A 19,125-nucleotide genomic window follows, 5' to 3' on the forward strand; every position below is an offset into this window, starting at 1 on the left:
AAAGGGGTGGAGCCACCACGCGGGGTGGATGAGCGTCGCCAGCAGCGTCATGGAGCCCATGAGCGCCAGCGCGGCCACATAGGCTGCGCGGCCGGGCTTGAGCGCCAGCCACAGTCCCAGCACCGCATCGGCAGCCGCCCCCGCCAGGATGATGGCCGTGGGCAGCCAGGCAGCGTCGCCAGAGACCCAGGCGTTGGGCAGGCCCGCCAAGAGCTCGCGGCTTTGGCCGTGCAGCTCCCACACGCTGACGACTGCCGTGGCCAGCCAGACGAAGACCAGGCTGGAGCGCAGAAGCTTGGCGGAAGAGGGAGTCATGGCATGGCCTGGTGTGGAGGGGACGTTGGCATCAGCGGCCTTTGCTGCCAGGCTGCGATGTCAGTGGCGTGGCTTGCCAGGAACTGGGCGAGGCGGGGGAACGTTGGCGCGTCTTGCGGGCATTTTTCTGGTGGGCCATTGCCTCATTCCTCCACGATGTCCGTCACCATGCCCCACTTCGCAAACTCGGGCGCAAATGACTGAAGGGGCAGCAGGCTGGTGCTGGTGTGCGCGCCGGTGGGCAGGGGCTGTCCGGTGGCGAGCTGACGGGCCAGCAGGACAGCGGCCATGCAGGGGATCTCGGGGCCGTGGTCGTGGTCGGCCGCGATGTGCCACGCGCGGCGGCGCTGTTGGCCCTCTACATCGGTGCCGGCAACCCGCACCACCATCCCGCCCAGCGGCGTGCCCAGGCCGTCCAGCACGCCGCCTGTGCGGTGCAGCAACCCGGCGAGTCTTTCGGGGCGCGGCAGCAGCCCCCACTGGCGCAGCGCAGCCAGCGCGGCGAAGGCATGCTGGGCCAGGCCGACCTCGAGTGCGGCGCGAAAGAACACGCGGTCGCGGGCTTGGTAGTGGTGGGGGAATATCTCCAGATCCGGGATGTCGCACAGCGCGCCCCGGCGTGGCCGCAGCCGCTGAAAACGCACCGGTGCGGGGCTGGCCCAGCCTCGCCGTGGCTGCCAGCGGCCGTCCTGCCACACCTGCAGGGGCTGGCCGCAGTAGCTCAGCACGGCGGCCAGCGTGGCGTGGCCGCGCGGCGCACGCTGCGCAGGTGCAATGCAGATATCAATGCTGTCAATGGTTTGCCAGCCAGCGCACAAGTGATCGACAACAGCGGAAGACAGCGCCGGAACGGTGCTGGCGCCCGTGATGGCGGTGCGCTGCGCGGCGGTGAACTGGGCGCCCACGGCCTGGGGAAAGTCGCAGACGAAGCGGCGGCCGTCGGCCAGGTCAATGTAGTGCGCGCCTGCTTCGGCCGCGGCCAGGGCCACGCCGTAGCCCTGCGCCTGGAACGGCCCGGCGGTGTGAATGACCAGGCCCACCTCCCATTGGCGCAGGGTGTCTGCCAAGCCGGGGGCCTGGTGGTCCAGCGCAACGCCGCGTGCGGCAGGCCCGAATGTTTGCGCCAGCGCCTGGGCTCGCGCCGCATCGCGCCCGGCCACCAGCAGCGTCATGCGCTGCGCGGTGCCCGCGTCGCCCGCCAGCGCACGGCCAATGCGGGCGCCAAAGTTGCCGTAGCCGCCCAGGATCAGCGTGGTCAACGGACGCATTGCAGCGGAGGCGAAAAAGCGGGTGGATAAGGGCAAGGACGCATGCGTGCATTGTGCCGGCCTGCCAGCCCGTGCGCGGCGGCGTCGTTCACGCCCTTTTCAGTTGACGATGGCGATGCCCTTGACCTGGGCGAAAACCGCCTTGCCGGGCGCCAGCGCCAGCGCTTGTGCGGAGCGCTGGGTGACCCGCGCGAGCAGCCGCGTGGTGCCTACGTTCAGCGCCACCATGCGCTGGCCAGGGCTGTCGTCGCCCACCTCCATGACGGTGGCGGGCAGGATGTTGAGGATGCTGGTGTCTGTGGGCGCCGTCAATGTCAGGCTCACGTCCCTCGCCTGGATGCGCAGTCGGATCGCCTCGCCCGCCGTGTGCGCCACCGGGCTGACCAGCTGCAACGGATGCAGCCCTTGCGCAAAGGACACCGTGGTCACGTGGTCGGCGGCATCATGCTGCAGCACGGTGCCGTCGATCACCGCCGCGGCCGTGTCGCCATGGGCCAGGGGCAGGTCCAGCCGGACGATGAGCTCTTCGGTGTGGCCCTGGGCCCGCACGCGGCCCTCGCGCATCAGCACCGTGTGCCCGGCCAGGCGGGCCACTTCGTCGATGGCGTGGCTCACGTACAGCACGGGGATGTCGAGCGTGCGGTGCAGCCGTTCCAGATACGGCAGCACTTCTGCCTTGCGCTCGCTGTCCAGCGCGGAGAGGGGCTCGTCCATGAGCAGCAGGCGGGGGCTCGTGGCCAGCGCGCGCGCCATGGCCACGCGCTGGCGCTCGCCGCCGGAGAGGGCCGCGGGCCTGCGGCCCAGGAGCGGGCCGATGCCCAGCAGCTCCACCGCCTGCTCCAGCGCCACGCGCCGCCGTGCGACGGGCGTGCGCTGCAGGCCATAGTCAATGTTGCCGCGCACGCTCAGGTGGTCGAACAGGCTGGGTTCCTGAAACACATAGCCCAGGCCGCGTTCGTGAGGGGCACGCCAGATCTTGTGCGCATCGTCCTGCCAGGTGTCGCCGCCCACCACCACATGCCCGGGCTGTGCGCGTTCCAGCCCGGCAATGGCACGCAGGCAGGTGGTCTTGCCGCAGCCCGAGGGACCGAACAGCGCGGTCACGCCCCGGCCCGGCAGTTGCAGGTCCACATCCAGCGTGAAACCCGGGCGCGCCACGCAAAGCCGCGCAAGGATCGGTGCCGTGGAAATGTCGGTGGTCATGACTGCGCCATCACTGCACCAGTGTTCCCGACCTGCGGCTTGCCAGGCTCAGCCCCAGCAGGACCACGAACGAGAACAGCACCATGCCGCCAGCCAGCCAGTGCGCATGGGCGTACTCCAGCGCCTCGACATGGTCATAAATCTGCACCGATACCACCCGGGTCACGCCCGGGATGTTGCCGCCCAGCATGAGCACCACGCCGAATTCGCCCACCGTGTGCGCAAAGCTCAGGATGGCAGCGGTGATGAAGCCCGGGCGGGCCAGGGGCAGCGCCACGGTAAAAAACCGGTCGATGGGTCCCGCCCCCAGCGTGGCCGCGGCCTCCAGCGGGCGCTGGCCGATGGCCTCGAATGCATGCTGCAGCGGCTGCACGGCAAAGGGCAGCGAATAGATCAGTGAGCCCACCACCAGCCCCCAGAAGGTGAAGGGCAAGGTGGGGAGCCCGAGCCACTGCATAAACTGGCCCAGGGGCCCGCTGGGACCCAGCGTGACCAGCAGGTAAAACCCGATCACAGTGGGCGGCAACACCAGCGGCAACGCCACCACGGCCGACACCGGGCCGCGCCAGCGCGACGACGTGTGCGCCAGCCACCAGGCCAGGGGCGTGCACAGCACCAGCAGCAGCACCATGGTGGTGCCGGCCAGCCGCAGCGTGAGGCCGATGGCTGCCAGGTCAGCTTGGGAGAAGGGCATGGGCGATGGGTGACAGCGAAGGACGGTGGCTCGCGGGGCCGGCGGCCCGCAGCGCCAGGCGAGATGGAGCCGTCAGAAACTATAGCCGTAGGACTGGAGGATGGCTTGGGCTTTGCCGCTGCGCAGGTAGGTGAGCAGCGCCGCCGCGGCAGCGCTGTCCTTGCCGGGGCTGAGCAGCACGGCCTCCTGCCGGATGGGGTCGTGCAGGCTGGCGGGCACCTGCCAGGCCGAGCCTGCGCGGATCTTTCCATCGGCCATCACCTGCGACAGCGCCACAAAGCCCAGCTGCGCATTGCCCGTGGAGACGAACTGGAAAGTCTGTGCGATGTTCTCGCCTTGCACGAGGCGTGGCTGCACTGCCCCCGCGACACCCAGCTTGTCCATGACCTGCACCGCTGCTGCGCCATAGGGCGCGAGCTTGGGATTGGCAATGGCCAGGTGCTTGAAGTCGCCGGTCCTGAGCACGGCGCCCTGGGCGTCCACATAGCCGGGCTGGGCGCTCCACAGCACCAGGGTGCCAATGGCGTAGGTGAACCGTGTGCGGGCAATGGCCTTGCCTTCTTTCTCCAGCCGGGCGGCCGTGGTGTCGTCGGCCGAGAGCAGCACCTGAAAGGGTGCACCGTGGGTGATCTGCGCGTAAAACTTGCCGGTGGCCCCGAACGAAAGCTCGGCTTGGTGGCCGGTGTCTGCCTCGAACGCGGCGGCGATCTTCTGCATGGGCGCGGTGAAGTTGGCCGCCACTGCGACAGAGACCCTACCGGCCTGCGCGGCATGGACGGTGGTCACTGCCAGGGCCACGGCCACGAAGCTGCGAACGATGGAAGCACGGTGGTGGAACATGGTGGCAAGGCGGAAATGATCGCTATTCCATTGATGAATAGCGGAAGTATAGGATGGCCTGCGTCACCTCGCGAGTCGGTGGTTGTGCGGGTCGGGACAGGGCACTAGCAAGAAAAGCAACCCGGCGGAGGGCCCGAGCCCGCCCCATCACCGACCGCGGGGAGTTGTGCAGGCCTTCCTATGAGGCTGCTTCAGTGCTCGGTGCACACCCGGTTGCGGCCGGTGGCCTTGGCGCGGTAGAGGGCCGCGTCGGCCCGTTTGAGCGTGGCTTCGATGTCGCTGTCGTCGGCGTTCCATTGAGTGAGCCCGATGGACACCGTGATGTGGATCTGTTGTCCATCCCGCAAGACGATGGGGGTGGCCTGAAGGGCTCCGCGCAGGCGTTCCGCCGCGTGGGCGGCCTCGGGCAGGGGGGTGCCGGGCATGAGCACGGCAAACTCTTCACCGCCCAGCCGCGCGGGCATGTCGACCGCGCGCAGTTGCGCCACCAGCATCCGGGCCAGGCGCCGCAGCACGTCGTCGCCGCCAGCGTGGCCGTGCTGGTCGTTGACCTGCTTGAAATGATCCACATCCAGCATGAGCACGCAAAATGGCAGCCCCGAGCGCATGCTGCGCGCGATTTCGTGCGCGGCCTTTTCATAGAAGTCGCGGCGGTTGCTCAGCTCGGTCAGCGCGTCGATGTGGGCCATGTGCTCCAGCTGGGCCTGCACCTTCTTCTTCTCGGTGTGGTCGAACACCATGGAACGGCTGGCGGCGAACCGGCCTTCGGCGTCCTGGATGGCGGTGGCGCTGACCAGAATGGGCATGGCCGCGCCGGATGCGGTGTGCAGTTCCATCTCCAGGTCTTTCACCTGGCCATCCTGGACGAACTGGGGAAAGCGTTCCTGGAAGACCTGCAGGCTCGCGGGGGTGAGAAAGTCGGTATACGCCCGGCCTTGCACCTGGGCGAGCGACAGGCCCAGCCACTGCAGTTCCGTCTGGTTCATGCGCAGCACGCGTCCCTGCGCGTCCAGCGAGTGGTAGCCGCAGGGCGCGTGGTCGTACAGGTCTTGTACCTGCTCGCGCGCGAGCATGGCCACATCGCGGTCACCCCGCATGGCGGCCTCGCTGCGCTGGGTGGCGGCGAACTGGCCGATGATGGCGGCCAGCTCCGACACCCGCAGCGGCGTTTGGGGCTGGAGCGGCGCTTCGCCTGCGCGGTCCATCGCCTGGACCACGGTTTTCATCTGGCGCAACAGGTAGTGCGAAAACGCCATCGCCGCGAACAGCGACAGCCCGACCCACAGCAGTCCCAGCCCGGCCATGTGCCACAGCATGTCGGTGAGCTGTGCGTTCAGGATGCTTTGCGGCACGGCCAAGCCGAGGTACCAGTCAAATCCAAACACGGGCCGCACCAGATTCATGGTGGGGGTGCCTTCGAGCGTGGCCCCCAGAAAGGCGGTGGGTTTCCCGGAGGTCAGGATGCCTTGCCGGAACGAGGCGCTGGCCGGATGGCCCACGTACCGGGCGGCGTCATGGCTGCGCGCGACCACGGTGCCGGTGGCGTCGACGATGCCGGCAATCCAGCCCTTGGGCAGGCGTTCCGCTGATACCAGGCTGTTGAGGGATTCCACTTCCAGAATGCCGCGCAGCGCGTACAGGGCCTCGCCTTCGCGCACCATGGGCACGGTGAGCGCCACGACCTGGATGTGGCTGACGGGTGATAGGAAGGGCCCGGAGACATTGGGGCTCTGGGTGCGCAGCGCGGCCTCCAAGCGGTCGGGGGCACTCACGGGCAGGCCAGTGCGGCCCAGGGGCGCGGCCGTCAGAAAAAGAAGGCGGTCCTGGGTGACCAAGCTGATGGCGCGAATGCCGGGGTCGCGCGCGACGACGCGTTTCGCGTGGGCGTGCAGGCGGGGCACATCCAGCGCCAAGGCGGCGTCGGATTCAGCCAGCGCATTCAGTGTGCCCAAGGTGCTCTCTAGTCTTTCGGCCACCGTGAAGGCCAGCTCATTGCTGCGGCGTTCGAGGTGCTCCACCAGGGTGCGCTGCTGGAACTCCTTGAATTCCCACACCACCGACAGCGCGAACACCAGCAGCGGCAGGGTGGTCAGCAGTGACAAACCCCACAGCCACGTGCGCAGGCTCAGGCGCAGCGTGGTGGCATGAGGCAGCGCGGGCATCGACATGGCGCAACAGCGTACCGGGTTTTGGGGTTCGCCGAAACGCCGTTTCCCTGCATCGGAGATGCGCCGCCGCAACACCTCATCCGCGGCCGGATCCGCTGGTGCCCTGGGCCGTGAGCCGGGCCACCAGCCTGCGGGCCAGCGGCGCCGCGAGCATCACCGCCGGAAAGGCAAACACCCATCCCGTGAGCCACGCGCCCGCCCACAGGCTCCAAAAGTCCGCGTGCGCCGGCAACGTGCGAAAGGTGGAGATGCCCGAGACCAGCAGCGTCATGGCTCCTGACAGGATGAGGCTGAACAGCAACGGGCCATAGCGGGCGGGAATCACGCCGCGATCTCCTCGCTGGGCTGGCGCGCGGCCGCAGTGCCCAGGCCATGCAGGGTCTGGGCGAAATGTCGGCCGAACATCCGGGCGGTTTTGGTGTCGCCCGGCACGAAGGCGTCTGCCGCCGATCCATGGCCTGCCTGCGCCATCAGGCCCGACCAGGAGCCCAGCCGGTTGGCTGCCTCGTCGTAAGGCACGCCAGCGTGCTGCTCTGGCAGGATGGGGTTGCCGACCCACACCATGCCATGCTGCATGGCAAAGACGAACATCGACAGCAGCGTGGACTGCTTGTCGCCCGCCGGCAGCGATGACACGGTGAAGCCCGCGGCGAGCTTGTTCTTGAGCTGCTGCGTTTTCCACAGGCGCCCGGTGGCGTCCATGAAGGACTTGAACGGCCCGGAGACGCCACCCAGGTATGTCGGCGAGCCGAGGATAAAACCGTCGTAGCGCAGCAGGGCGTCTGGCGCGCGGGCCAGCTCGTCCGCCTGGACCAGGTCGGCGCGGATGCCGGGAACGCTCTGGGCGCCTTCCAGCACGTGGCGGGCAATGTGGGCGGTGTGCCCGTGGGCACTGTGATAGATGACGGCGAGGGTTTTCATGGTGTGGTTTCCCGTGTGGTGATTTCAGTGGAAAAAAAGGCGCACCAGGAGGTCATCGTGAAATCAGGGCGATGACCTGTGCGCAGAGGTACAGCCCCAGGCCGAAAACCGTGTGGTTGGCCAGGCTGCGCAGGCAGTTCTTGACTGGCGTGGGCGTGCGCGATGCGGCAAAGCCCGAGCCCATGGCGGGCTGCATCACCAGCAGCGGCGCCGCCACGGTGCTGATGCCTACGGCCAGGGCGGGCAGCAGGGTGGGGCTGTAGATCCACTGCGCGCCTTGAATGCCGATCAGCACGGTGGCGAAAGCGACGCCGACGGCGTAGTGCGTGAGCCAGCCCCAGGCCAGCTCGCCCCGGATGGGCGTCGCCTTGGCGATGGCCTCGTGGAAGAAGCGGCCCCGCAGCAGATGGCCGACCCAGCGGCCGATGAAGGCGAAATTCAACGTGGGGATGCCCAGGCGGCGCAGCAGCAGCAGCCATGCGTCCATCACGGCGGTGGCCCCGATGCCGATCAGCATCGCCAGGGGAAAGTCTTGGAGCGGAAAGGTCATCAAAGCACCTCGCAAGGTTGACGGAAGGAAGGTTTGAAGGGACTATAGAAGTTCAAGTCAACTTGAAGTCAAGGGGTTTTTTGATGGACATAGCAGAGGTTGCCAAGCGCGCCGGGCTGCGCGCCTCCACGCTGCGGTACTACGAGGAAAAGGGATTGATCCAGTCGGTGGGGCAGCCGGGCGAGCGCCGCCGGTTTGCCCCGGGCGTGCTGGACCAGCTGGCGCTGATCGCGCTGGGCCAATCGGCGGGCTTTTCGCTGGACGAGATCCGCGCGATGTTCCTGCCCAGCGGCGAGCCCAGCATCGACCGGCAGATGCTCTCGGCCAAGGCCGATGAACTCGATGCGATGGTCAAGCGCCTGAAGGCCATGAGCAACGGCCTGCGCCACGCGGCGGCCTGCCCGGCCGAGAGCCACGCGCAATGCCCTTCGTTTCAGCGCCTGCTGAAGGCGGCGGCGGACGGTGCCCTGGCGCGCCAGCAGAAGCGGGCCACACCGGTCGCGGGGCTGCGGCGCAAGGGCTGATTTGCATCAGCCTCGCGAGCCGGTGGCACTGCGGAGCGGGACGGGCCGCAACGCGTCTTTTTGCAGCCAATACCGGGCTCTTGCCAAGAAAGGCAACGCAGCGGACTGCCGAGGCCGCGCTGGCACCTACCTTAGGGAGTTATGCAGGCCATCCCAAGGGGGATGAAGGCGGCGCTCAGGCATCATCCGCGCATGCCTGCTTCTCTTTCCTTGACGGATGCGCTGGGCCATGCCCTGGCCGACAGACGCATCGATATCCTGCGCCAGATCGGCGCAGGGGGCTCCATCTCGCAGGCCGCCCGTGCCGTGGGCGTGAGCTACAAGGCCGCGTGGCAGGCGGTGGATACGCTCACCAATCTGGCGGGCACGCCGCTGGTCGCCCGGGCGGTGGGCGGGGCAGGTGGCGGCGGGGCGCAACTGACCGAGGCGGGGCGTCAGCTGCTGGCGGCGGCCGAGGCGATGGCGCAGGCCCGCAGTGCGGTGTTGTCGCGCTGGCAGGCTGCGCCCCACGCGGGGCCGGCGCTGGCACGGCTGGCCGTGCGCACCAGCATGCGCAACCAGCTGCCGGGCGTGGTTGATCGGCTGGTGGTGCAGGGGCAGATCGTGGCAGTGCACCTGCGGCTGGGGCTGGGTTTGGCGGAGGATGCGCCGGCCCCGGGCACTGGTGGCGCCAGGGCAGCGCCCGCAGCCCTGGTCTCGCGCATCACGCGCGAAAGTGCCGAGCTGCTGGGCCTGCAGCCGGGGCTGGCCGTGCAGGCCCTGTGCAAGGCCACGGCCGTGCGGGTGGAGCGGAGTGGGCGCGGGGCATCACCGTCCGGGCTTGCGGCGGCGGGCGAGCTGCAGGGGGCGCACCGCCTGCCCGCCCGGGCCACGCGCGTAGTGCGCGGCGCCTCGGGCGATGAGGTGTCTGCCGAGCTGGCCGGCGGTTTGCAAATGGTGGGGTTCGCAACGCCCGGCAGTGGCCTGCGCGCCGGCAGCCCGGTTGCGCTGGTAGTGGAAGACAACGCCGTGGTGTTGGCGCTGGCCGAGACCTGATGCCGCCCCGCGGCGATATTTTGCTATAAAAATAATAGCTTCTGCGCTTGTCTACAAAGCGCTGGAGGCCGATTTGGCTTGAATGCCGTCCGTACCTGGCTGGCCGGACACTCCACCACGGGCTCAGGGGGCCTTGGGATGCCCCAGCTTGCGGTACACCGTGGCGCGGCTGATACCCAGAACCCGGGCGGCTTCTGCCACGTTGCCACGGGCGTCTTGTACCGCGCGGCGGATCAGGGCGGTTTCGGCCTCGCGCAGCGGGGCTGCTGCAGACGGTGCGCCCGCCAGTGAAGGCGCCGCGCGGCGGGGGCCGTGGGCGTCTTGCGGCAGCAGCGCCCAGGCTTGCAGCCGCAGGCCCGACCACAGCGGCAAATCCAGCAAGGGTGGCGGATGCCGGCGGGCTGCATCGAACAACGCAGCCCACGGCATGGCCAGGAGATCGCTGGCGTGGGTGGGTGCACCGTGGAGGGCGAGGGGCTGGGGCAGCAGCTGGCGGGCCGTGCTGTTGGCGCCCACCACGAAGCCGTCGCCATCCAGCGCCAGCAGCCCGTCGCCCTCGCCGCCCAAGGGGCAGCCGGGCCAGTTCAGGCGCAGCAGCAGGGCATGGGGCAGGTGCAGCAGGAGGGCGTCTTCCATGGCGCGGGCTGACCGGGCCACCAGGTGGCGCAGCTCGGGCCGCTCGGGCACATCCACGCCGGTGAGGTCCAGCATGCCCACGCACCGGCCGAGCGGGTCGAACAGCGGAGCACCCGCGCAGCTGTAGCTGCCGTTGTCGTCATAGAAGTGTTCGCCGCGGTGCAGCCACACGGGTTGCAGCTCGGTCAGCGCCGCGCCGATGGCCGTGGTGCCCACGGCGGCTTCCGAGAGGTCGATGCCCACCCTGCCGATGGCACTGCAGCGCGGATCTTGCCGGTCGCAGTCGCCCTGAACATCCACCACGATGCCCTGCGCGTCCGTCAGCAGCACGAAGTAGCGCATGCCCGCAATGGCGCGGGTGAGTTGCTCCAGCACAGGCCGGGCGGCGTGCAGCAGCCGGCGGTTTTGCTCCTGGCTGCGGCGCAGCGCCGGGGCGCTCACGGCGTCGAACACCACCCGCTGGCTGGGCCGGTGCCCTTGCGCCAGGCAGCGTTGCCATGATCGGGCGATCCAGGGCTCCACCTCGGCGTGCGCGGACACGGCGCCTTGCGCCAGCAGGGCCTGGCGGGCCTGCGCGATCTGCGCGTGTCGGTGGGCGGTGGCAAGGGGCGCGGAGGACGGCATGGCAAGCGGATCCTGGAGCAGCTGCGCATGATGCGCCGATGTGCGCCGCAACATGTTTCATTTTGAGAATATCCAGCGCGTGCACGGGGAAAGCTAGGGTTGTCCCTAGGGATGGCGCGGGGAGCCGGGCAGAAGATTCGCGTGCTGAGGGGCTCTCCGCACGGTGCCTAGCCCGGCAAAAGCCTTGCGAGAAAACGGTCCCCGATCCAGCCATCACCTTCGCTTGAGGAGACAGCCAGATGCAAGTCCAGTTCAAGGTCAACGGGCGCGCTGCCAGTGTTGACGTACCTCCCAACACCCTGCTGGTCCACGCGCTGCGAGAGCACTTGCAGCTCACCGGCACCCACGTGGGCTGCGATACCAGCCAGTGCGGCGCCTGCACGGTGCATCTGAACGGGCGAGCGGTGAAGTCGTGCTCCATGCTGGCGGCGCAGGCGCAGGGCGCCGACATCGTCACCATCGAAGGCCTGGCCGCGGCTGACGGCACCATGCACCCCATGCAGGCGGCGTTCAAGGAATGCCACGGCCTGCAGTGCGGCTTCTGCACCCCCGGCATGGTGATGAGCGCGGTGGACCTGTGCAAGAGCCACCCAGGGGCCAGCGAGGGCGAGATCCGCGAGCTGCTCGAAGGCAACATCTGCCGCTGCACGGGCTACCAGAACATCGTGCGTGCGGTGCAGGTCGGCCAGAAGGCCATGGCCTCGGCATAACCGGAAGAAGGAGAAGGACCATGGGTGCATCCGATTTTTCCAAGCTGCCGCACATCGGCGAATCGCTCAAGCGCAAGGAGGACTACCGCTTCCTCACCGGCGCGGGCCAGTACACCGACGACGTCGTGCTGGCCGCACAAAGCCATGCGGTCTTCGTGCGCTCGCCGCACGCCCACGCCAAGATCAACAGCATCAATGTGGATGCCGCCAAGGCCGCGCCCGGCGTGCTGGGCGTGTTCACCGGCGCCGATGTGGCGGCTGACAACATCAACGGCCTGCCCTGTGGCTGGCTCATCACCAGCACCGATGGACAGCCCATGAAGGAGCCTCCGCACCCCATCCTGGCGCAGGGCAAGGTGCGCTACGTGGGCGACCATGTGGCCATGGTCGTGGCCCTCACGCAGCAGCAGGCGCGCGACGCGGCCGAGCTGGTGGAGGTGGACTACGACGTGCTGCCCGCCGTGGTCAGCGTGGCCGATGCGGCGGCGAACAGCGTGGCCGGCGCGGCCCTGCACGACATCGCCCCCGACAACCACTGCTACAAGTGGGCCATCGGCGACAAGGGCGCTGTCGATGCCGCGTTTGCCAGCGCCGCGCACGTCACCAAGCTCGACCTGGTCAACAACCGCCTCATCCCCAACGCCATGGAGCCGCGCGCGGCCATCGGCAGCTACAACCGAGCGAGCGACGAGTACACGCTGTACGTCAGCAACCAGAACCCGCACGTGGAGCGGCTGCTCATGACGGCCTTCGTGCTGGGCCTGCCCGAGCACAAGGTGCGCGTTATCGCGCCGGACGTGGGCGGCGGCTTCGGCTCCAAGATCTTCTTGTACGCGGAGGACGTGTGCCTGACCTGGGCCGCGAAGAAGCTCAACCGCAACATCAAATGGGTGGCCGACCGCAGCGAGGCGTTCTTGAGTGACGCGCACGGCCGCGACCATGTGAGCCATGCCGAGATGGCCATGGACAGTCAAGGCAAGTTCCTGGCCCTGCGCGTGCACACCGACGCGAACCTGGGCGCGTACCTCAGCACCTTCTCGACCGCGGTGCCCACCATTCTGTACGCCACGCTGCTGGCGGGCCAGTACACCACGCCGCAGATCTACGTCGAGATTGATGCGTGGTTCACCAACACCGCGCCCGTCGACGCGTACCGGGGCGCAGGCCGGCCCGAAGCCACCTATTTGCTGGAGCGGCTGGTATCTCGCTGCGGCTGGGAAATGGGCTTGGGCCAGGACGAGATCCGCAAGCGCAACTTCATCACCCAGTGGCCCTACCAGACACCGGTGGCGCTGCAGTACGACGTGGGCGACTACCACGCCTGCATGACGCAAGCGCAGCAGCTGGCGGACGTCGCGGGCTTTGAAGCGCGCAAGGCGGCTAGCGAGGCCAAGGGCCTGAAGCGCGGCATCGGCTACAGCAGCTACATCGAGGCCTGCGGCATCGCTCCGTCCAACATCGCCGGTGCCTTGGGCGCACGCGCCGGGCTGTTCGAATGCGGCGAAGTGCGCGTGCACCCCACGGGCAGCGTGACGGTGTTCACCGGATCGCACAGCCATGGCCAGGGCCACGAGACCACCTTTGCGCAAGTGGTGGCCGCACGCCTGGGCATTCCGGTGGAGAACGTGGACATCGTGCACGGCGACACGGGCCGCGTTCCGTTTGGCATGGGCACCTACGGTTCGCGCTCCATCAGCGTGGGCGGCGCGGCCATCATGAAGGCGCTGGACAAGATCGAGGCCAAGGCCAAGAAGATCGCGGCGCATTTGATGGAGGCGAGCGACGCCGACATCGACTTCAGCGGCGGCGAGTTCACCGTGCGCGGCACGGACAAGAAGATCCCGTTCGGCCAGGTGGCGCTCACGGCCTATGTGCCGCACAACTACCCGCTGGACAAGCTGGAGCCGGGCCTGAACGAAACCGCCTTCTACGACCCCACCAACTTCACCTTCCCCGCAGGCACCTACATCTGCGAGGTCGAGGTGGACCCCGCCACAGGCGCCACGCGGGTGGACAAGTTCACCGCTGTGGACGACTTCGGCACCATCATCAACCCCATGATCGTGGAAGGCCAGGTGCATGGCGGCCTGGTGCAGGGCATCGGCCAGGCGCTGCTGGAGAACTGCGTGTACGACCGTGAGACGGGCCAACTGCTCACCGGCAGCTTCATGGACTACGCCATGCCGCGCGCGGACGACTTCCCCGAATTCAAGCTGGGCCATGTATGCACCCCCTGCACGCACAACCCGCTGGGCACCAAGGGCTGCGGCGAGGCCGGGGCCATTGGCTCGCCGCCCGCGGTGATCAACGCCGTGCTCGACGCGCTGCGGCCGCTGGGCGTGAAGGAGTTCGACATGCCCGCGTCGCCGCACCGCGTGTGGGAAGCCATCCAGCAAGCCAAGGCCTGAGGAAGGAGACCGACCATGTACGCATTCACCTTTGAAGCGCCTTCGTCCACCGCTGCCGCCGCGCAGCTGATCGCCCAGGGCGGCAAGCTGCTCGCGGGCGGGCAGAGCCTGCTGCCCTCGATGCGGCTTCGCCTGGCCAACCCCGAGAAGATCGTGGATTTGAACGGCATCGCCGAGCTGGCGGGCATTCGCCGCGAGGGCAACGCGCTCGTCATCGGCGCCATGACGCGCCACATGGACGTGGCGAGCAGCGCGGAAGTGAAGTCCGCCATCCCCGCGCTGGCCGACCTGGCCGCCCACATCGGCGACCGCCAGGTGCGCGCGCGCGGCACGCTGGGCGGATCGGTGGCCAACAACGACCCGGCCGCCTGCTACCCCAGCGCCGTGCTGGGCTTGGGGGCGACGGTGGTCACCAACCGCCGCGAGATCGCGGCCGACGACTTTTTTGTGGGCATGTACACCACGGCGCTGGAGGAGGGCGAGATCATCACGGCCGTCCGCTTCCCCATCCCGCAACGTGCGGCCTACATGAAGTTCAAGCAGCCCGCCTCGCGCTTTTCGCTGGTGGGCGTGTTTGTGGCGCAGACGGACGGCGGTGTGCGCGTGGCCATCACCGGCGCGGCGGCCAGCGTGTTCCGCCATGCGGGGCTGGAGGCCGCGCTGAACCAGAGTTTCACGCCGCACTCCGCCGCTGCCGTGAAGATCGATGCCAGCGATCTGAACAGCGACATCCACGCGAGCGCCGCCTACCGCGCCAACCTGATCAGCGTGCAGACGCAGCGGGCGGTGCAGAAGATGCTGGGCGCCTAGCAGCCGGGTAGGTCGGGTTAGCCCAAAGGGCGTTACCCGACGTGTTTCGCAGCGCCCTGTGTGGTGGTTTCGGGTGACGCCCTCACGGGCAAGCCCGAACTGCGGTTTTTTGAATCAAATTGGCCTCTAGCGCTTATTCAAAAAGCGCGAGCAGCTATCAAAAGAGAAGCAATGAGTTCCCCCGCCTCCGTCGATGCCCTGCTGCAGGCCCTGCAAACCGTGGGTTACTTTGCCGACCGGCCGCTGGGCACGGCGGTGTATCTGGCACTGCAGCTGCAGCGGCCTCTGCTGCTGGAGGGCGAGCCCGGCGTGGGCAAGACCGCGTTGGCGCGGGCGCTGAGCGAGGTGCTGGGGCGCGGGCTGATCCGCCTGCAGTGCTACGACGGCCTGGAGCAGCGCGAGGCGCTGTACGAGTGGAACTATGCCGCCCAGCTGTTGCACATGAAAGCTGCAGAAGGCCAGGGCGCTGCCGACATGGCACAGGTGGAGCGCGAGGTCTACCAGGACCGCTACCTCATCCGCCGCCCCCTGCTGCAGGCCCTGCAGGCCCCGGCGCCCGGCGCCGTGCTGCTCATCGACGAGGTGGACCGTGCCGATGAGCCCTTCGAGGCCTTCCTGCTGGAATACCTGGGCGAGTACCAGGTCAGCATTCCCGAGATCGGCACTGTGCGCGCCCAGGCCACGCCCGTCACCCTGCTCACCAGCAACCGCACGCGCGACCTGCACGACGCCGTCAAGCGCCGCTGCCTGTACCACTGGCTTGACTACCCCGACCGGGAGCGCGAGCTGGCCATCGTGCGCGCGCAGGTGCCGGGCGCCAGCGCGGCGCTGGCGCAGCAGGTGGCCGAGTTCGTGGGCCGCCTGCGCAGCCAGCCGTTTGCCAACGCCTTCCAGCGCGCGCCGGGCATTGCCGAGAGCGTGGAATGGGCCAAGGCGCTGGTGGCGCTGGACACCATCGTGGTGGACCCGGAGGTGGTGTCCGACACCGCAGGCATCCTGTTCAAGCAGCGCGAAGACGTGGCCGCGCTCACGCGCGACATGGCGGTGCAGTTGCTGCAGCCTGCGGACTCGTAGAAGGACCTGAGGCCGCAGCCATGGCAACAGGCGCAACGATTTCCCAACTCGGCGACGCCCGCGCCGGCAAGCTGGCCGACAACCTCACCGGCTTCGGCCGCGCCCTGCGCCGCACCGGCGTCCGCGTGGACGCCGCGCGCATGGCCCTGGCCCAGCAGGCGGTGATGCTCGCGGGCCTGGCGCGCGAAGACTTCAGCGCCGCACTCGAATCCGTGCTGGTCAGCCGGGAGCAGGATCGCGCGGTCTTCCGCGAACTGTTCGACGCCTACTTCAAGAACCCCGACATCGCACAGAAGCTGCTGGCCCAGATGCTGCCCAGCGCCGAGGCCAAGGCCGAACCCGCCAAGCGCCGCCCACGCGTGAGCGAGGCCCTCGCACCCTTGCGGGCTGCCACGCGCAATGCGCCCCCTGCGCGCGAGGATGAAAAGATCGACTTCGACGCCGCCATGACGGCGAGCGATCGCCAGCGCCTGCACCATGCGGACTTCAACCAGCTCTCGGCCAGCGAATACCAGCTGGTGGAACGCCTGGCCCGCGACATTGCGCTGCCCCTGCCGCACTACGCGGCACGCCGCACCCGGCCCGGTGTGCGCGGCAGCCGGCCGCACTGGCCCGGGGCCATGCAGCAGGCTGCGCGCACGGGCGGCGAGCTGCTGGCCCTGCCGCGCCTGCAGCGGCGCCAGCAGCCGCTGCCCTTGCTGGTGCTGGTGGATGTGTCGGGCTCGATGGAGCGGTATGCACGCCTGCTGCTGGCCTTTTTGCATGCCTCCACTGCGCCGCGCCACGCCGGGCCAGGGCTGCGGCGCGATGTGTTCGCGTTCGGCACCGGCCTCACGGACCTCACCCCCGCCTTCCGCCTGGCCGATACCGACGCCATGCTGCAGGCCGCCGGCCATGCCATCGCCGACTTTGCGGGCGGCACCCGCATGGGCGAGAGCCTGGCCGCGCTGCGCCAGCAACACGCCCGGCGCCTCGTGGGGCGGCGCACGCTGGTGCTGCTCATCAGCGACGGACTGGACACGGGCGAGCCCGCGCTGCTGGAGCGCGAGCTGGCCTGGCTGCGCCGCCACACACGGCGGCTGCTGTGGCTCAACCCCTTGCTGCGCTTTGATGGCTATGCGCCCACGGCGCGTGGCGCCGCGGCGCTGCACCGCCAAGCCCATGGCATGCTGGCCGTGCACAACCTCAGCCGCCTGCAAGACCTTGCGAGCAGCCTGGCGGCGCTGCTTCGGCAGTCATGAGCCATTCATTCGGTCACACGAACGCACAAACAAAAAAAAGGAGGAACCCCACCATGGAAATGCAAGCCAGCCGCACCCTTGCCGTGACCCAGCAGCAGGCCTGGGATGCCCTCAACGACCCTGAGGTGCTCAAGCTGTGCATCCCCGGCTGCGACAAGGTCGAGCCCACGGGCGAGCACCAGTACAACGTGGCCATGGCGCTCAAGATCGGGCCGGTGTCGGCCAAGTTCGCGGGCAAGATCACGCTGTCGGACATCGCACCGCCCGAGAGCTACACCATCGCCTTCGACGGCTCGGGCGGTGTGGCCGGCTTTGGCAAGGGCAGCGCACAGGTTAAGCTCGTGCCCTTGCCGCCAGCCGATGCCGCCGGGCAGGAAAGCTGCGAGCTGCACTACACGGTGCACGCCACCGTCGGCGGCAAGATCGCCCAGCTGGGCCAGCGCCTGATCGACGGCGCCGCCAAGAGCATGGCCGAGGATTTCTTCAAACGCTTTGACGAAGAGATGCAGCGCCGCTATCCGCGCCCCGAGGCGGCGGCTGCGGTGCAGGGGATGGCGGAGCCGGCAGAAGGGGGCCTGCAATCCGCCACCGCGGCGGCGTCAGGGGGACCCAGCGCCCTGGCCGCGTCGGCCGAGGGACAGATTCCCGACAGCGGCATTCCGGTATGGGTGTGGGTGCTGGGCGCAGCGGTCCTGGTCCTGATAGCTTTGTGGATGGGCTGAAACGGCGGCCACTGGCCGGCACCGCACATCTGGCAGAGGTCAAGCGGCGTTATCAATCAGTTGGAGCGGGCGGACGAACGATGGAAAACCTGGATGTGATGGTGTTGCGCACGCTGCAGGGCTGGCGTGCGGCGGGTCGGCGGGCGTTGCTGGCCACTGTGGTGCGCACGTGGGGTTCGTCGCCGCGACCGGTAGGGTCGATCATGGCCTTGTGCGAGGACGGGGCGGTGGTGGGCTCGGTGTCGGGCGGGTGCATCGAGGACGACCTGATCGACCGGCACACGCGGGCCTATGCCCAGGCGGCCGACGCTGCAGGGGGCGCTGGCGACAGTGCGGAACGGCGCATCCCCAGCGGGCCGCCCGGCTTTGTGAAATACGGCGTGACGGCGGACGAGGCGCACCGCTTTGGCCTGCCCTGCGGCGGCACGCTGGAGCTGCTGCTGGAGTACGACCCCGACCCCGCCAGCCTGGCCGCGCTGATCGCCGATCTGGAGGCTGGCCGCCTGGTGCAGCGCACCGTGCGCCTGGCCGACGGTGTGGTGACGCTGCAGCCTGCCGCCGCGCCACAAGATCTGGTGCTGGACGCCCGGCAGCTGACCAACACCTTCGGCCCCGAGTACCGCATGCTGCTCATCGGCGCGGGCCAACTGGCCGAATACCTGGCCACCATGGCGCTGTTCAATGGCTTTGCCGTGACGGTGTGCGATCCGCGGGAAGAGTATCGCGGCAGCTGGAACGTCCCTGGCGCCACGGTGGTGAGCGACATGCCCGACGACGTGGTGGCAGCCTTCAAGCCCGACCGGCGCACCTGCGTCGTGGCCCTCACGCACGATCCCAAGCTGGACGACCTGGCCCTGCTGGAGGCCCTCTCCACCGAGGCGTTCTACGTCGGCGGCATCGGCTCGCGCCGCAACAACGAGGCGCGCCGCGCCCGCATGATCGAGCACTTCGACCAGACCGAAGCGAGCCTCGCGCGCCTGCGCGGGCCGATTGGCATCTACATCGGCAGCAAGACCCCGCCCGAGATCGCGGTGAGCGTGATGGCCGAGATCCTGGCCGTGAAGAACGGCGTGACCCTGCCGCGCGACATGGAAGTGGCCCAGGCCAAGAACGAGCGCGAACTGGCGCACAACGACCCGGGGGCGTTGGTGTGCGGGGTGCGCTCGGCTTAGGGCCTGCTCACACTATTTTTGCCAGTGCGAAGGCTTGCCGCGCCACGCCAATCTAGACGCGTGACAACGCCAAGGCCGGGGCCTTGGCTAGGAATGCAACGACGAGTGGCGTTGCGCGGCAAGCCTTCCCTTCGGGTTGCGATGCCCAAGGGCCATCCGCGGCGTTGCCAAGCCTCGCTGGGGCCGCACCCCAGCTTCGTTTGGCGCCTA

General features: G+C 68.7%; 19 protein-coding genes. 9 read left to right on the plus strand and 10 right to left on the minus strand.

Annotated elements, in window-relative coordinates:
• The 9 genes from MRY84_RS15715 to MRY84_RS15755 form a co-directional block, all read right to left on the minus strand.
• On the minus strand, window positions 1-315 hold a 315-nt coding region (locus tag MRY84_RS15715), incomplete at its 3' end, for a DoxX-like family protein (RefSeq protein ID WP_291506646.1).
• Window positions 316-458: 143 nt separating this feature from the next.
• On the minus strand, window positions 459-1,583 hold the full coding sequence (locus tag MRY84_RS15720; RefSeq protein ID WP_291506647.1) for a saccharopine dehydrogenase NADP-binding domain-containing protein: 1,125 nt from the start codon (window positions 1,581-1,583) through the stop codon (window positions 459-461).
• 99 nt (window positions 1,584-1,682) lie between these two features.
• Window positions 1,683-2,786, minus strand: coding sequence for a molybdenum ABC transporter ATP-binding protein (modC, locus tag MRY84_RS15725; protein WP_291506648.1), 1,104 nt, complete (start codon window positions 2,784-2,786; stop codon window positions 1,683-1,685).
• A 10-nt stretch (window positions 2,787-2,796) separates the two neighbouring features.
• Window positions 2,797-3,480 carry a molybdate ABC transporter permease subunit gene (modB, locus tag MRY84_RS15730; RefSeq protein WP_291506649.1) on the minus strand — a complete coding sequence of 228 codons (684 nt, stop codon included), beginning with the start codon at window positions 3,478-3,480 and terminating at the stop codon, window positions 2,797-2,799.
• 72 nt (window positions 3,481-3,552) lie between these two features.
• Complete coding sequence (gene modA, locus MRY84_RS15735; protein WP_291506650.1) at window positions 3,553-4,320, minus strand: molybdate ABC transporter substrate-binding protein; 768 nt, start codon at window positions 4,318-4,320, stop codon at window positions 3,553-3,555.
• A 191-nt stretch (window positions 4,321-4,511) separates the two neighbouring features.
• Window positions 4,512-6,488 (minus strand): diguanylate cyclase, encoded by a 1,977-nt coding sequence (locus MRY84_RS15740; RefSeq protein ID WP_291506651.1) that lies wholly within the window; start codon window positions 6,486-6,488, stop codon window positions 4,512-4,514.
• Window positions 6,489-6,564: 76 nt separating this feature from the next.
• Complete coding sequence (locus MRY84_RS15745; RefSeq protein WP_291506652.1) at window positions 6,565-6,813, minus strand: DUF2798 domain-containing protein; 249 nt, start codon at window positions 6,811-6,813, stop codon at window positions 6,565-6,567.
• Window positions 6,810-7,409 carry a flavodoxin family protein gene (locus tag MRY84_RS15750; protein ID WP_291506653.1) on the minus strand — a complete coding sequence of 200 codons (600 nt, stop codon included), beginning with the start codon at window positions 7,407-7,409 and terminating at the stop codon, window positions 6,810-6,812. The genes MRY84_RS15745 and MRY84_RS15750 overlap by 4 nt, the downstream gene beginning before the upstream one ends.
• A 52-nt stretch (window positions 7,410-7,461) precedes the next feature.
• Window positions 7,462-7,959 (minus strand): DUF2938 domain-containing protein, encoded by a 498-nt coding sequence (locus MRY84_RS15755; protein ID WP_291506654.1) that lies wholly within the window; start codon window positions 7,957-7,959, stop codon window positions 7,462-7,464.
• Between the two features lie 83 nt (window positions 7,960-8,042).
• On the opposite strand from MRY84_RS15755, the gene MRY84_RS15760 reads away from it, so the two are divergent.
• Entirely contained in the window at window positions 8,043-8,483 is a 441-nt protein-coding gene (locus MRY84_RS15760; RefSeq protein WP_291506655.1) for a helix-turn-helix domain-containing protein, read from the plus strand.
• Between the two features lie 192 nt (window positions 8,484-8,675).
• A complete protein-coding gene (locus tag MRY84_RS15765) occupies window positions 8,676-9,518 on the plus strand; it encodes a TOBE domain-containing protein (protein WP_291506656.1) in 843 nt (280 codons plus the stop codon).
• A 123-nt stretch (window positions 9,519-9,641) separates the two neighbouring features.
• On the opposite strand, the gene MRY84_RS15770 is transcribed toward MRY84_RS15765, so the two are convergent.
• A complete protein-coding gene (locus tag MRY84_RS15770; RefSeq protein ID WP_291506657.1) occupies window positions 9,642-10,778 on the minus strand; it encodes a helix-turn-helix domain-containing protein in 1,137 nt (378 codons plus the stop codon).
• A gap of 239 nt (window positions 10,779-11,017) precedes the next feature.
• On the opposite strand from MRY84_RS15770, the gene MRY84_RS15775 reads away from it, so the two are divergent.
• From MRY84_RS15775 to MRY84_RS15805, 7 genes are all read left to right on the plus strand, one after another.
• A complete protein-coding gene (locus MRY84_RS15775) occupies window positions 11,018-11,488 on the plus strand; it encodes a (2Fe-2S)-binding protein (protein ID WP_291506658.1) in 471 nt (156 codons plus the stop codon).
• Between the two features lie 20 nt (window positions 11,489-11,508).
• Window positions 11,509-13,896 carry a xanthine dehydrogenase family protein molybdopterin-binding subunit gene (locus MRY84_RS15780; RefSeq protein WP_291506659.1) on the plus strand — a complete coding sequence of 796 codons (2,388 nt, stop codon included), beginning with the start codon at window positions 11,509-11,511 and terminating at the stop codon, window positions 13,894-13,896.
• Window positions 13,897-13,911: 15 nt separating this feature from the next.
• Entirely contained in the window at window positions 13,912-14,706 is a 795-nt protein-coding gene (locus tag MRY84_RS15785; RefSeq protein ID WP_291506660.1) for a xanthine dehydrogenase family protein subunit M, read from the plus strand.
• 171 nt (window positions 14,707-14,877) lie between these two features.
• Entirely contained in the window at window positions 14,878-15,780 is a 903-nt protein-coding gene (locus MRY84_RS15790) for a MoxR family ATPase (RefSeq protein WP_291506661.1), read from the plus strand.
• A gap of 20 nt (window positions 15,781-15,800) precedes the next feature.
• Window positions 15,801-17,021 (plus strand): VWA domain-containing protein, encoded by a 1,221-nt coding sequence (locus tag MRY84_RS15795; protein ID WP_291506662.1) that lies wholly within the window; start codon window positions 15,801-15,803, stop codon window positions 17,019-17,021.
• Window positions 17,022-17,074: 53 nt separating this feature from the next.
• Window positions 17,075-17,743: a carbon monoxide dehydrogenase subunit G gene (locus MRY84_RS15800; protein WP_291506663.1), complete on the plus strand. Its 669-nt coding sequence runs from the start codon at window positions 17,075-17,077 to the stop codon at window positions 17,741-17,743.
• Between the two features lie 80 nt (window positions 17,744-17,823).
• Window positions 17,824-18,915 (plus strand): XdhC family protein, encoded by a 1,092-nt coding sequence (locus tag MRY84_RS15805; RefSeq protein WP_291506664.1) that lies wholly within the window; start codon window positions 17,824-17,826, stop codon window positions 18,913-18,915.
• Window positions 18,916-19,125 lie beyond the last annotated feature (210 nt).

Origin of the sequence: Acidovorax sp. (assembly GCF_022763525.1) — a bacterium.
Taxonomy (GTDB): domain Bacteria; phylum Pseudomonadota; class Gammaproteobacteria; order Burkholderiales; family Burkholderiaceae_C; genus Acidovorax.

Excerpts from the sequence above, each read along its gene's own strand:
- MRY84_RS15770 (WP_291506657.1), bottom strand. The coding sequence starts at position 10,778 with ATGCCGTCCTCCGCGCCCCTTGCCACCGCCCACCGACACGCGCAGATC.
- MRY84_RS15750 (WP_291506653.1), bottom strand. The coding sequence starts at position 7,409 with ATGAAAACCCTCGCCGTCATCTATCACAGTGCCCACGGGCACACCGCC.
- MRY84_RS15755 (WP_291506654.1), bottom strand. The coding sequence starts at position 7,959 with ATGACCTTTCCGCTCCAAGACTTTCCCCTGGCGATGCTGATCGGCATC.
- MRY84_RS15720 (WP_291506647.1), bottom strand. The coding sequence starts at position 1,583 with ATGCGTCCGTTGACCACGCTGATCCTGGGCGGCTACGGCAACTTTGGC.
- MRY84_RS15790 (WP_291506661.1), top strand. The coding sequence starts at position 14,878 with ATGAGTTCCCCCGCCTCCGTCGATGCCCTGCTGCAGGCCCTGCAAACC.
- MRY84_RS15775 (WP_291506658.1), top strand. The coding sequence starts at position 11,018 with ATGCAAGTCCAGTTCAAGGTCAACGGGCGCGCTGCCAGTGTTGACGTA.
- modC (WP_291506648.1), bottom strand. The coding sequence starts at position 2,786 with ATGACCACCGACATTTCCACGGCACCGATCCTTGCGCGGCTTTGCGTG.
- MRY84_RS15785 (WP_291506660.1), top strand. The coding sequence starts at position 13,912 with ATGTACGCATTCACCTTTGAAGCGCCTTCGTCCACCGCTGCCGCCGCG.
- MRY84_RS15760 (WP_291506655.1), top strand. The coding sequence starts at position 8,043 with ATGGACATAGCAGAGGTTGCCAAGCGCGCCGGGCTGCGCGCCTCCACG.
- MRY84_RS15805 (WP_291506664.1), top strand. The coding sequence starts at position 17,824 with ATGGAAAACCTGGATGTGATGGTGTTGCGCACGCTGCAGGGCTGGCGT.
- MRY84_RS15765 (WP_291506656.1), top strand. The coding sequence starts at position 8,676 with ATGCCTGCTTCTCTTTCCTTGACGGATGCGCTGGGCCATGCCCTGGCC.
- MRY84_RS15740 (WP_291506651.1), bottom strand. The coding sequence starts at position 6,488 with ATGTCGATGCCCGCGCTGCCTCATGCCACCACGCTGCGCCTGAGCCTG.
- modA (WP_291506650.1), bottom strand. The coding sequence starts at position 4,320 with ATGTTCCACCACCGTGCTTCCATCGTTCGCAGCTTCGTGGCCGTGGCC.
- MRY84_RS15780 (WP_291506659.1), top strand. The coding sequence starts at position 11,509 with ATGGGTGCATCCGATTTTTCCAAGCTGCCGCACATCGGCGAATCGCTC.
- MRY84_RS15795 (WP_291506662.1), top strand. The coding sequence starts at position 15,801 with ATGGCAACAGGCGCAACGATTTCCCAACTCGGCGACGCCCGCGCCGGC.
- MRY84_RS15800 (WP_291506663.1), top strand. The coding sequence starts at position 17,075 with ATGGAAATGCAAGCCAGCCGCACCCTTGCCGTGACCCAGCAGCAGGCC.
- modB (WP_291506649.1), bottom strand. The coding sequence starts at position 3,480 with ATGCCCTTCTCCCAAGCTGACCTGGCAGCCATCGGCCTCACGCTGCGG.